We start from the raw sequence: 12,142 nt of genomic DNA, 5'->3' as shown, positions 1-12,142 counted from the left end.
CAGCGCCCGATAAGGCGCCACCACGGTTTCGACCGAGCGCAGCACCAGGGTTTCCACCTCGCCGCCCAGACTGGGCTGCTGCACCACCCGTGCCAGCAAACTGCCCTCTGGGGTGCTCATCTCCTGCACCGCATCGGCCTGACGCCCGACCGCGCCCAGCAGCTGTGCAGGCAGCGTCGAAACCGGCACCGCCCAAGGCTGCTCGGCCGTTCGCACGCGCAGCGCCACATGCACGCCAAGCAACTGGCGCATTTCGTCGGCCAGCCGCTGGTCCACAGGAAATCCCATCAGCACCCAGCCGATGACCACCGGCGCACGCATGGGCACCATCACAAACTGGTAGGGCAGCCCCGATATCACGACCATCTCGCTGGCTTGCGGCGCTGCTGCCAGCCGTGCGGCAAGCGGCGCCGCCAGGGCACGGAAGGCCGCCTCGTCCAGCTGAACGCTGACCGCCTGCAACGCCAGCTGCGTGTCGAGCACTGCGGTAACGGCAGCGCCAATGCGACTGCCGTGGTTCTCGAGAACCGACTGTATGGTTTCGCGGTCGTCCGAATTGATGGCTGAACGAAAGCCGTAGTCCGCTGCAAGCAAGGCCGAGCTTTGCCGGAGCTGCTCGGCGTTCTGTGCCAGCAACCGTTTCCACACGTTCTCATCGATGTCCAGCTCGCGCGCGATCTGGGTTCGGGCATTGCGCTCAATAGAGGCCCGCACCACGGTGAAGCCTGCGGCCTGCACGAGCAGCAGCAGCAGCAGCGAAATCCCGATCAGACGCAGAATCAGGCTGCGCTGGACAAGACGCCACATCAAGGCGCGAGCCCCGCCATGCGCACGACCGCCTTCACGTCACCAGAGGGAGGCACCACCAGGCTCTGCTCCTGCGCAGGCGCCCCCACTGGAAGCCGGGCGTGCCAGCTGCGCAGCTTGTAGGTGCCAGGCGAAACACCTGTCAGGGATGCTTGACCACTGGCAGACGACTGGCCCAAGTAGGGCGTGTCGACTACCACCACCCAGCCGACCATCTGGTCATGGATGTTGCATCCCAGTACCACCACGCCAGGTTGATCAAAGACCACCGGGTTGGCCGGGCGTCCGGTGTAGAGCTTGAGTTCGAATTTCTTCGCAGGCGAAAAGGAGTAGACGTGGTGGCGAATGGAGTCCCGGTTGGGAAACTGCACCTCAGTGCCGACCGTGATCGCAAGCACACCCGGGAGGAACTGGCGCTTTTCTTGCGCAATCTCTTGCGCCGGCATGGGCCGCACCAGCTTGCGCGCATCGGACGACTCGAGAAACACCACGGCATCCGACAGGGGCTTTCCCGTGGCATCCGCCACCTCAACCGTGACGGTGCCAGCGAACGCCGACGTCCCAGCCCAGGCCGCCAATGCCGCGAGCCAACGCTTACGCCCCCGGGGACCTCGTTTCGGAAGCCCCTCGGACACATCGGGCTCGGCATGCTGCGTGGCTGGGCCGCATCGCCCCCAAGTTGTAGTGTTTTGTGTCGCCATATGGGCTCCTCTTACCGGATGGGCGTGTGGTTTTATACCGCAAGCGCCGCCTCTGGGATGCAGGAAGTCTGGTCATCGTGCCGCCTTGTGACGGTGCAAGCTGTCGCGGCCACGCAAAAGCCCCAAGCACGATGAGAAATATTTGGTAACAATAGGTCATGTGACCTGTGCATGACCCCATGGCAAAGCCACATGCCGCACCAAGGCGTTTGTCCCTACACTGCCCCAGCGATTGCGCAGACCAGCGGCTTATGAGAGAGCAGTACGGCCCGATTCTTGCAGCACACGCCTGTCCATATTTCCAGAGGAACGCCCATGGCCCTCACCGCAGCACTGCATTCGATGTCGATCTCCACCCGCCTGCGCCTGGGCTTTGGCTGCATGCTGGTCTTGCTCATGGCGGTGGCCGCGGTCGGGCTAGTGGCCAACAACCGGGTGCAAGCCCAGATGCAGGAAATCGCTGTACAGGGTGCCGCGAAAGCCAAGCTGGTCAACCAGATGTTGGAAACGGTCAGCGCCATGGGGCTACAGGGCCGCTCTGCGGCGATGCTCAACGACATTGACTCCAAGCAGGCACGGGTGCAGATCGAGGCTGTCGGCAAGACGCTGCAGCAGTACGCTCAACAGGAAACAGCCCTGGCCGACCTCCTGTCACGCGGTGAGGCGACGGCAGCGCAAACACAGCTGTTCAGCGAGATCCAGGCGTTGGCCCGCAAAACACGCCCCGAGCTGGAAACGGCCATCAAGGCCGCAGACGACGGAGACACGGTCAGCGCGACCCTCGCACTGATGACCCGGGTAGCGCCCATTGAGGCATCGTGGCGTGGCAAGCTTTCTGAACTGATCGACCTGCAGAACAGTCTCAACGCAGAGGCAGTGGCCAGCGCCGAGCGTACCCAGTCGCGGGCCCGGTGGACCAGCGGGACGCTGGTGGCTTTGGCCTTGGGCCTGGGCATGCTGATTGCCTGGCGCATCACCGCCAGCATCACGCAGCCAATCGGCCGCGCCGTGGTGGTGGCCGAGCGCATCGCGCGCGGCGACCTGACGTCACAGATTGAGGTGCGCATTCACGACGAGACAGGGCGCCTGCTCGACGCCATTGCCGCCATGCAGGAACGGCTGCGCTCGTTGGTGGGTGAGATCAGCGAAACGTCCGACTCGATCCTGGTGGCCAGCTCTGAGGTGGCGTCTGGCAACTTCGACCTGAGCCAGCGAACCGAGACCACCTCGCACAACCTGCAGGGTGCGGCTTCGGCGCTGGCCGACCTCACCAGCACCGTGGTGCAGAGCGCCGAATCCGCGCAACAGGCCAATCGGTTGGCTGCCAGCGCCTCGCAGGCCGCGACGCGCGGCGGTGAAGTGGTGCACCAGGTGGTGCAGACCATGGACACCATCAGCGGCAGCTCGCGCAAGATCGCTGACATCATCGGCGTGATCGACGGAATCGCTTTCCAGACCAACATTCTCGCGCTCAACGCGGCTGTTGAAGCGGCCCGCGCGGGCGAACAAGGACGTGGTTTTGCAGTCGTGGCGGGCGAGGTGCGCAACCTGGCCGGTCGAGCCGCCACCGCCGCACGCGAGATCAAGGCACTGATCCAGGCCAGCGTGGAGCAGGTCGAACAAGGCGGAACGCTGGTACAGCATGCCGGCAAGACCATCGAGGACCTGGTAGGTTCGGTGCGCCACGTGTCTCAGATCATGGGCGAAATCACGGCGGCTACGCAGGAACAAAGCCAGCGCATTGGCGAGGTCAGTCGCTCGGTGAACACGCTGGAAGAGATGACCCAACAGAATGCCGCACTGGTGGAAGAAGGCGCTGCCGCGGCAGAGAGCCTGAAAGACCAAGCAGGTCGGCTCACGCAGATCGTGGGGAACTTCAGACTGACCCGAAATCACGAAGACGACCGCGACTGGACGCCACCAGACACACAGGCGCCATCGCCTGCCGTGTCGGCCGCCATGGCGCCCCGAGCCCTGGGCAGCGCTCCTCGCGCCCTGCCCCGCTCCTGACCCACCTACGCCAGGGCGGCTTCAGGCCGCCTGCGACGGCAGTTGCAGCCGGGCCAGTTGAAAGCCGCTCGATCGCAATGCAGCAAGATCAAGCACTCTCAGCCCTCCATATTCCACGCGGATGGCGCCCTGCTCTTGAAGCGCTGCCAGCGCTTCGTTCACCCGCTGCCGGGACAGCCCCACCAAATAGGCCAGCTCCTGCTGTGTAATGCGCAGCACCTCACCCACGCCAGGATAGAGCACAGGGTTGAACAGCGCCGCCAGACTGCGAGCGACCCGCACATCCGGATTGCCCAGGCGGTCGATCTCTCGGGCTGCGATGAACTGTCCCAGGCGCTCGTTGAGCTGATTCATCACGAAGCGGTTGAATCCGAGCGAGTGATCGAGCAGCCAGTGGAATGTGTCAATGGGCAAACCGGCTACGACACTCCTGCGCAAGGCCTGAATGTTGTAGCGATAGGGCTCGCGCTTGAGCGCCGTGCCTTCGCCAAACCAGCCTCCGGGAGGAACACCGGTGAAGGTCATGGTCTGGCCTTGGGCGTTGTCACTGCTCATCTTGAGCAAGCCCTCCACCACCCCGAACCAATACGTCACGGAGCGCCCTACGCGGCACACATAGTCGCCGGCCAGCGCATCTCCGACCACCAGCGAGGCCAAGGCCCGCTCGCGCTCGACAGGCTGTAACAGCGGTAGCCAAGGAATGCCCTGCAATTCCTCGACAGAGGGAGGACGGCGGCGCTGGTGCAAGGAGAGATCCTGGGTCATGGCGCGTGACCTTATCGCCGCCCGCGAAGGGCGCCGATGCGGGAATACCACGATTCCAATTGTCGGCGCAAAGACAGATTGCTTCCATTTCTCGCCGGAAGATGCGACCCGACAGAGCGATCACGCTCGCGCATCGGAGACCGTGTCATGCCTTTTCAACGCCCGCCCTCGTACCGATCCACCGAACACAGCCTGCCGTCCCAACAAGCCTTGGTATCGCGCCGCAGGGTGCTGACGGCTGGCGCGGCATTGCCCCTGTGGGCGGCGGGACGCGCAATCGCACAGGACGCCCCGCTGCGCATCGGTCAGTCGATCGCGCTCACAGGCCCGCTGGCCGACCTGGGCACGGCCATGCACCTGGGCGCCAAGGCGGCATTTGCCGCGCTGAATGCACGCGCGGGTGTCTACGGGCGTCCGATCGAGCTGGTCACGCTCGATGACGCCTACGAAGTGCCCAAGGCCGTGGCGAACGTCGACCGCCTGATGGCAGACAAGGACATCTTTGCGCTATTCAACTGCATGGGCACCCCCATGATCGCGGCCATGCTGCCCAAGGTACTGGACAGCGGATTGCCGTTCTTCGCGCCCTTTACCGGCGCGCTGGTCAGCCGTGTGCCCAACGCGCGCAATGTATTCAACATCCGAGCCAGCTACCCAGACGAAGCCGAAAAGATCGTGCAGCACTTGGACACCATCGGCACACGCCGCATCGGCATCGTCTACCAAAACAATGCCTTCGGCAAAGAGGTGTTCACCGCCGCGCAGCAATTGATGGCGCGCCTGAAATTGCCAGAAGCCACGACCGCAACGGTCGAGAGCGACGCATCCGACGCCGCAGCCGCAGCCAGCCGGCTGGCCAGCGCCGACCCTGAGGCCGTGATCGTGGGGCTCGCTGGCAAACCCACCCTCGACTTTGTGAGAGCCTTTCGGGCGCAACGTCGCGGGGTCACGCTCTACGCGCTTTCGGTGATGGGCACCCAAGCGACGGTGAAGGCGCTCGGAGCAGACGCCACCGGCATGGCGATCTCGCAGGTCGTGCCCCTGCCCACCAATGCGGTGACTCCGGTCGTGCGCGAGTTCCAGCAGGCCTGGAAGGCCCTGGGCACCAACGTGGAGGCCTCCCACCTCGCACTTGAGGGCTACATCAACGCGCGGGTCTTCGCCGAAGCCCTGCAACGAGCAGGCCGCAACCCTAGCCGCTCCGCATTCATTGATGCCACATGGAGCCTGCGCAAGTGGGACCTTGGCGGCTTCGAAATCCAGGCCACCACGCCAGAGCGCAACGCTTCACGCTTTGTGGAACTCACGCTCGTCGGGCGTGAGGGGCGATTCCTGCGCTAACGCGGCTTACACACCGCTTGCACGTACCCACACGACAGCACAGGGTTTTACCTGACGAGGACTAACCCGGAAATTGTCGTCGCAAAGACAGATCGACGTCAAAGTCACCCCTAGCATTCAATGAACGCGTGGCTGGTATGCCGCGTGCCGGGCTGCCACCCGATTGTCCCTCTCACTTCACTAGGAACCGGAATGAAGACCACGTTCCCGCAACTGCTGCTCAAGCACGCTGCCGAGCGCCCGACCGCGGCAGCCTTGCGCGAAAAAGAATATGGCATCTGGCAGACACATACCTGGGCCGAACTGGCGCTGCTCGTCGAGCACGTAGCCGCGGGCCTTCACCAGGCCGGCCTGAAGCGGCATGAGCACATGGTCGTGATCGGTGCGAACCGCCCGCGCCTGTACGCCACCATGCTCGCCGCACAGGCCTTGGGGGCCATTCCCGTTCCGCTGTACCAAGATGCCGTAGCAGCCGAATGCATCTTCCCGCTCAACAACGCAGAGGTGCGCTTTTGCCTGGTGGAAGACCAGGAGCAAGTGGACAAAATGCTCGAAATCCGCGAGCAATGCCCGCAGGTCTCGAATATCTACTTTGATGACCCGCGTGGACTGCGCAACTACAACGAACAGGGACTTGCGTCCTTGGACGCGCTCATCGCAAACGGACAGGCCTTCGTCCGCCAGCATCCCCAGTGGTTCCGAGACGAGGTGGGCAAGGCAGCCCCTGGCGATGTGGCGGCCATGTTCTTCACGTCTGGCACTACAGGCAATCCCAAAGGCGTGGTGCATACCCATGCCACGCTGCTAGACCGGGCGGCAGCAGGGGCCGAGTTCGACCGCTTGACCAGCGGCGAAGAAGTGCTTGCCTATCTGCCGCCGGCATGGATCGGCCAGAACATCTTCTCGTACGCACAGTGGCTGGCATGTGGCTATGTCGTGAACTGCCCCGAATCGGCCAGCACGGTCACTATCGACCTCAAGGAGGTGGGCCCCACCTACTACTTTGCGCCACCACGGGTTTTCGAAGGCCTGCTGACCAGCGTGATGATTCGAATGGAAGACGCAGGTCTGCTCAAACGCAAGATGTTCCATGCCTGCATGGCCGTGGCACGGCGGGTGGGCCCGGCGCTGATGGATGGTCAGTCGGTGGGTCTTCTAGACCGCATGAAGTACGCGCTGGGAGACCTGCTGGTGTATGGCCCGCTGCGCAACACCCTCGGGTTCTCACGGGTGCGCGTGGCCTACACGGCAGGCGAGGCCATCGGTCCCGATCTGTTCACGTTCTACCGCTCCATCGGCATCAACCTCAAGCAGCTCTACGGCTCCACCGAAACCGCGGTGTTCGTATGCCTGCAGCCTGATCACGAAGCACGCGCCGATACGGTGGGCGTGCCTTGCAAGGGTGTGGAGATCAAGCTCGCCGACAACGGCGAGATCCTGGTCAAGTCGCCCGGGCTGCTCAAGGAGTATTACAAGAACCCCAAGGCCACGGCAGAGGTGCTCACCGCCGATGGCTGGTATCACACCAGCGATGCTGGCTTCCTGGATGCACACGGACACCTCAAGATCATCGACCGCGTGAAAGACGTAGGCCGACTCAAGGGAGGCGCCAACGATGGTGCGATGTTCGCTCCGAAGTACGTGGAGAACAAGCTGAAGTTCTTCCCGCACATCAAGGAAGCGGTGGCCCTGGGCGATGGCCGTGACCGCGTGTGCGTGATGCTCAACATCGACTTCGACGCAGTGGGCAACTGGGCCGAGCGCCGCAACCTGCCCTATGCCGGTTACACCGACCTGGCCGGAAAGCCTGAGGTCTACGAACTCATCCGCGACTGCGTGGAGAAGGTCAATGCCGACCTTGCAGCGGACGCGATGCTCGCTGGCAGCCAGATCCATCGCTTCCTGGTGCTGCACAAGGAGTTGGATGCCGACGACGGCGAACTCACGCGCACCAACAAGGTCCGCCGAGGCTTCATTGCTGAAAAGTATGGCGTGCTCGTCGAGGCCTTGTACGCAGGCCGCAGCGAGCAGTACATCGAGACACAGGTCAAGTTCGAGGACGGCCGCACTGGCAGCGTGAGCGCCACGCTGAAGCTGTCGGACGCCAAGACCTTCGCGCCGGTGCAGAACGCCGCCTGACCACCCCCGGGGACCCGCATCCATGACCTCCAAGAAGATCGGTGACGTCATCCTCGACGTCAAGAACATCAGCCTCAGGTTCGGCGGCGTCAAGGCGCTCACCGACATCAGCTTCAACGTTCGCGAGCACGAGATCCGCGCGATCATCGGCCCCAATGGCGCAGGCAAGAGTTCCATGCTCAACTGCATCAACGGCGTGTACACGCCGTCTGAAGGCTCGATCATGTTCCGTGGCAAGACCTTTGCACACATGAACTCGCGCCAGGTGGCCGAGATGGGCGTGGCGCGCACCTTCCAGAACCTGGCGCTGTTCAAGGGCATGAGCGTGATCGACAACATCATGACCGGCCGCAACCTCAAGATCAAAAGCAACCTGTTCCTGCAGGCGCTTCGCTGGGGGCCGGCAGAACGGGAAGAGATCGCGCACCGCGAAAAAGTCGAACGCATCATCGACTTCCTTGAAATCCAGGCCTTCCGCAAGACGCCTGTGGGCCAGTTGCCCTACGGTCTTCAAAAGCGTGTGGACCTCGGCCGGGCGCTGGCCATGGAGCCGCAGGTGCTGCTGCTGGACGAGCCGATGGCGGGCATGAACGTCGAAGAAAAGCAGGACATGTGCCGCTTCATCCTCGACGTGAACGACGAGTTCGGCACCACCATCGTGCTGATCGAGCACGACATGGGCGTGGTGATGGACATCTCCGATCGCGTCGTGGTGCTCGACTACGGCAAGAAGATCGGCGACGGCACCCCCGACGAGGTGCGCAGCAATGAAGACGTGATCCGGGCCTACCTGGGCACCTCGCACTGACCGCACGGAGAACCCCATGGCATTCTTTCTCGAAACCCTCATCGGCGGCCTCATGGCGGGCATGCTGTATTCGCTGGTCGCGCTGGGCTTTGTGCTGATTTACAAGGCTTCTGGCGTGTTCAACTTCGCCCAGGGCGCGATGGTGCTGTTCGCGGCTCTGGCCATGGCCCGCTTCGCCGAATGGGTGCCAGGTTGGATCGGCATCGACAACAAGATCGTCGCCAACCTGATCGCATTCGTGCTGGCCGGGGCCGTGATGTTTGTCGTGGCCTGGCTGATTGAGCGGCTGGTGCTGCGCCATCTGGTGAACCAGGAAGGCGCCACGCTGCTCATGGCCACGCTGGGCATCACCTACTTCCTCGAAGGTGTGGGCCAGACGATCTTCGGCAGCGACATCTACAAGATCGACATCGGTATGCCCAAGGATCCGATGTTCGCGTTCGAGAACGTCTTTCAGGGCGGCATCCTGATCAACAAGGAAGACGTGATCGCCGCCGCGATTGCCGCCACGCTGGTGGTGGCCCTGTCCATCTTCTTCCAGAAGACCAGCACCGGCCGCGCGCTGCGCGCCGTGGCCGACGACCACCAGGCGGCCCAGTCCATCGGGATCCCGCTCAACCGCATCTGGGTCATCGTTTGGTGCGTGGCGGGTGTCGTGGCGTTGGTGGCCGGGATGATCTGGGGCAGCAAGCTGGGGGTGCAGTTCTCACTGGCCACGGTGGCGCTGCGGGCACTGCCGGTGGTCATTCTGGGTGGTCTGACCTCGGTACCCGGCGCCATCATCGGCGGACTGATCATCGGCGTGGGCGAAAAGCTCTCCGAGGTGTACCTCGGCCCCTACGTCGGCGGTGGCATTGAAATCTGGTTTGCCTACGCACTGGCGCTGGTGTTCCTGCTGTTCAGACCCCAAGGTCTCTTCGGGGAAAAGATCATCGATCGCGTCTAACGCAGAACAAGAACACAGGAGACTTTCATGATCTACCGCGAAAACGGCCAGTTCAAGACCAGCTACCGGGCCGACCAGCAGATCTTTCCGATCGCACAGGACCGCATCGCCATTGCGCTGCTGCTGGCCGTGGCGTTCATCGCTGTGCCCATGCTGGCCAGCGACTACCTCTTCCGCGCCATCCTGATCCCGCTGGTGATCATGTCGCTGGCAGCCCTCGGAGTGAACATCCTCGTGGGCTACTGCGGCCAGATCTCGCTGGGCTCGGGCGCCTTCATGGCTGTCGGCGCATACGGGGCCTACAACTTCTTCGTGCGCCTGGATGGCTTGCCCCTGATTCCTGCTTTGCTGCTGGGTGGGCTGTGCGCCACGTTCTTCGGCATCCTGTTCGGGTTGCCCAGCCTGCGCGTCAAGGGGCTGTACCTGGCCGTGGCCACACTGGCCGCACAGTTCTTCGCCGACTGGATGTTTCTGCGCATCAAGTGGTTCACGCTGGACACGCCATCGGGGTCGGTCTCGGTTGCCAACCTGCAGGTGTTTGGTCTGCCGATCGACACCGCCACCAGCAAGTATCTGTTCTGCTTGTCCGTGCTGGTGGTGATGGCTCTGCTGGCCAAGAACCTGGTGCGCGGCGCGATCGGCCGTGAGTGGATGGCCATCCGCGACATGGACGTGGCCGCGTCAGTGATCGGCATTCGCCCCATGTACGCCAAGCTCAGCGCGTTTGCCGTGAGCTCCTTCATCATCGGTGTGGCAGGCGCGCTCTGGGCCTTCGTGTACCTGGGCTCCTGGGAGCCGGGCGCGTTCTCGGTGGACATGTCCTTCCGCCTGCTGTTCATGGTGATCATCGGCGGACTGGGCTCCATCATGGGCAGCTTCTTTGGCGCTGCGTTCATCGTGGTGCTGCCGATTGCGCTCAACCAGTTCCTGCCGGCGCTGGCCGGGCTGTTCGGCCTGACCATCTCCACGGCCGCCATCGTGCACGCCGAATTCATGATCTTTGGCGCGCTGATCGTGTGGTTCCTGATTGTTGAGCCGCATGGCCTTGCCAAGCTCTGGTCCATCGCCAAGCAGAAGCTGCGCCTGTGGCCCTTCCCGCACTGATTCCCTCCACACGCGCACACCCCGCGATACCCACAGAGGCTTGCTCGCTTACACCGATGCGCTGCGCACCGTTTGTACGTTGAATGAAAAGCCCAAAGCCCCTCACGCTTCAACTTTTAACCCACCGGAGACAACCATGAAGCTTCGCAATGTTGTGATCGCCGTGGCCGCCCTGGCCGCCGGCATGTCCGTGCTGTCCACCAGCGCCCACGCCCAGGCCAAGGAGCAGTACATCCCCGTGCTGTCCTACCGCACCGGGCCATTCGCGCCCAACGGTGCGCCCTGGGCCAATGGCTTCGTGGACTACCTCAAGCTCGTCAACGCCCGCGGCGGCATCAACGGCGTGAAGCTGTCGTTCGAAGAGTGCGAAACCGGCTACGACACGGCCCGCAGCGTGGAGTGCTACGAGCGCCTGAAGGGCAAGGGTGCGTCTTTCGTGCAGCCGCTGTCCACGGGCGCTACATTCGCCATTACCGAAAAGGCCCCGGCCGACAAGATTCCGGTGGTGACCATCGGTTACGGCCGTTCGGAAAGCGCCGACGGCTCGGTGTTCAAGTGGAACTTCCCGATCGCCGGCACCTACTGGGTGGCCAGCGACGTGATCATCCAGGCCATTGCCAAGAAGGAAGGCGGCCTGGACAAGCTCAAGGGCAAGAAGATCGCCCTGATCTACCACGACAGCCCGTTTGGCAAGGAGCCGATCCCGCTGCTGCAGGAACGCTCGAAGATGCACGGCTTTGACCTGCAGATGCTGCCCGTCACGTCGCCCGGTGTGGAGCAGAAGGCGACCTGGCTGCAGATTCGCCAAGCGCGCCCCGACTACGTGGTGCTGTGGGGCTGGGGCGTGATGAACTCCACCGCCATCAAGGAAGCCCAGGCCACCGGCTACCCGCGCGAGAAGATGTACGGCGTGTGGTGGGCCGGCGCAGAGCCCGATGTGAAGGATGTGGCCGATGGCGCCAAGGGCTACAACGCCGTGACCATGCAGCACGGTGCCGAGCCGCAGTCGAAGGTGGTCAAGGACATTCTGGCCATGGTGCACGACAAGGGCCAGGGCACGGGTCCGAAGGACGAAGTGGGCCAAGTGCTCTACATGCGCGGCGCCATGAGCGCCATGCTGGGCGTTGAAGGCATCCGCGCAGCACAAGAGCGCTTTGGCAAGGGCAAGGTCATGACCGGCGAGCAGGTGCGCTGGGGCCTGGAGAACCTGAACCTCACGCAACCCAAGCTGGATGCGCTGGGCTTCGCAGGTGTGATGCGCCCGATCAGCACCTCGTGCACCGACCACATGGGCGCCGCCTGGGCCCGTATCCACACCTGGGACGGCAAGGGCTGGAAGTTCACCTCCGACTGGCTGCAGGCCGACGAGCAGATCATCAAGCCGCTCGTGAAGGCCACCGCGGCCAAGTACGCCGCCGAGAAGAAGCTCACGCCGCGCACGCCGGAAGACTGCCAGTCGTGATTCGGTACATCCCCCTGAGGCGCTGACGCGCCTTCCCCCTTCTCTCGAATCGCTGCGCG

At 63.4% G+C, this 12,142-nt stretch carries 10 protein-coding genes; 7 read left to right on the top strand and 3 right to left on the bottom strand.

The features are described 5' to 3' along the window. On the bottom strand, positions 1 to 807 hold an 807-nt coding region (locus tag ABD866_RS10345; RefSeq protein WP_345064282.1), incomplete at its 3' end, for a cache domain-containing protein. Continuing rightward, a complete protein-coding gene (locus ABD866_RS10340) occupies positions 807 to 1,298 on the bottom strand; it encodes a methylamine utilization protein (RefSeq protein WP_425549574.1) in 492 nt (163 codons plus the stop codon). The genes ABD866_RS10340 and ABD866_RS10345, both read right to left, overlap by 1 nt. Positions 1,299 to 1,823: 525 nt before the next feature. Between ABD866_RS10340 and ABD866_RS10335 the strand changes: the two genes are divergently transcribed. After that, positions 1,824 to 3,518 (top strand): methyl-accepting chemotaxis protein, encoded by a 1,695-nt coding sequence (locus ABD866_RS10335; protein ID WP_345064275.1) that lies wholly within the window; start codon positions 1,824 to 1,826, stop codon positions 3,516 to 3,518. Positions 3,519 to 3,539: 21 nt separating this feature from the next. On the opposite strand, the gene ABD866_RS10330 is transcribed toward ABD866_RS10335, so the two are convergent. Next, positions 3,540 to 4,283 carry a Crp/Fnr family transcriptional regulator gene (locus tag ABD866_RS10330; RefSeq protein WP_345064272.1) on the bottom strand — a complete coding sequence of 248 codons (744 nt, stop codon included), beginning with the start codon at positions 4,281 to 4,283 and terminating at the stop codon, positions 3,540 to 3,542. Positions 4,284 to 4,319: 36 nt separating this feature from the next. Here ABD866_RS10330 and ABD866_RS10325 point away from each other — a divergent pair, with 36 nt between their 5' ends. From ABD866_RS10325 to ABD866_RS10300, 6 genes are all read left to right on the top strand, one after another. Further along, positions 4,320 to 5,624, top strand: coding sequence for an ABC transporter substrate-binding protein (locus tag ABD866_RS10325; RefSeq protein WP_345064269.1), 1,305 nt, complete (start codon positions 4,320 to 4,322; stop codon positions 5,622 to 5,624). Positions 5,625 to 5,816: 192 nt separating this feature from the next. Continuing rightward, a complete protein-coding gene (locus ABD866_RS10320; protein ID WP_345064266.1) occupies positions 5,817 to 7,763 on the top strand; it encodes an AMP-dependent synthetase/ligase in 1,947 nt (648 codons plus the stop codon). 22 nt (positions 7,764 to 7,785) lie between these two features. Next, positions 7,786 to 8,571, top strand: a complete 786-nt coding sequence (locus ABD866_RS10315) for an ABC transporter ATP-binding protein (protein WP_345064263.1) — start codon at positions 7,786 to 7,788, stop codon at positions 8,569 to 8,571. A 16-nt stretch (positions 8,572 to 8,587) separates the two neighbouring features. Next, positions 8,588 to 9,517 carry a branched-chain amino acid ABC transporter permease gene (locus tag ABD866_RS10310; protein WP_345064260.1) on the top strand — a complete coding sequence of 310 codons (930 nt, stop codon included), beginning with the start codon at positions 8,588 to 8,590 and terminating at the stop codon, positions 9,515 to 9,517. Between the two features lie 27 nt (positions 9,518 to 9,544). Further along, a complete protein-coding gene (locus ABD866_RS10305; RefSeq protein WP_345064257.1) occupies positions 9,545 to 10,621 on the top strand; it encodes a branched-chain amino acid ABC transporter permease in 1,077 nt (358 codons plus the stop codon). A 136-nt stretch (positions 10,622 to 10,757) separates the two neighbouring features. Further along, complete coding sequence (locus ABD866_RS10300; RefSeq protein WP_345064254.1) at positions 10,758 to 12,083, top strand: ABC transporter substrate-binding protein; 1,326 nt, start codon at positions 10,758 to 10,760, stop codon at positions 12,081 to 12,083. The last annotated feature ends 59 nt before the right edge of the window (positions 12,084 to 12,142 follow it).

The sequence above is a fragment of the Acidovorax lacteus genome (assembly GCF_039540375.1).
Classification (GTDB): Bacteria; Pseudomonadota; Gammaproteobacteria; order Burkholderiales; family Burkholderiaceae_C; genus Acidovorax_G; species Acidovorax_G lacteus.
This window is presented reverse-complemented; position numbering and strand designations above follow the sequence as displayed.

Coding starts and splice junctions, on each gene's coding strand:
- ABD866_RS10335 (WP_345064275.1), top strand. CDS start 1,824: ATGGCCCTCACCGCAGCACTGCATTCGATGTCGATCTCCACCCGCCTG.
- ABD866_RS10330 (WP_345064272.1), bottom strand. CDS start 4,283: ATGACCCAGGATCTCTCCTTGCACCAGCGCCGCCGTCCTCCCTCTGTC.
- ABD866_RS10325 (WP_345064269.1), top strand. CDS start 4,320: ATGCGGGAATACCACGATTCCAATTGTCGGCGCAAAGACAGATTGCTT.
- ABD866_RS10320 (WP_345064266.1), top strand. CDS start 5,817: ATGAAGACCACGTTCCCGCAACTGCTGCTCAAGCACGCTGCCGAGCGC.
- ABD866_RS10315 (WP_345064263.1), top strand. CDS start 7,786: ATGACCTCCAAGAAGATCGGTGACGTCATCCTCGACGTCAAGAACATC.
- ABD866_RS10310 (WP_345064260.1), top strand. CDS start 8,588: ATGGCATTCTTTCTCGAAACCCTCATCGGCGGCCTCATGGCGGGCATG.
- ABD866_RS10305 (WP_345064257.1), top strand. CDS start 9,545: ATGATCTACCGCGAAAACGGCCAGTTCAAGACCAGCTACCGGGCCGAC.
- ABD866_RS10300 (WP_345064254.1), top strand. CDS start 10,758: ATGAAGCTTCGCAATGTTGTGATCGCCGTGGCCGCCCTGGCCGCCGGC.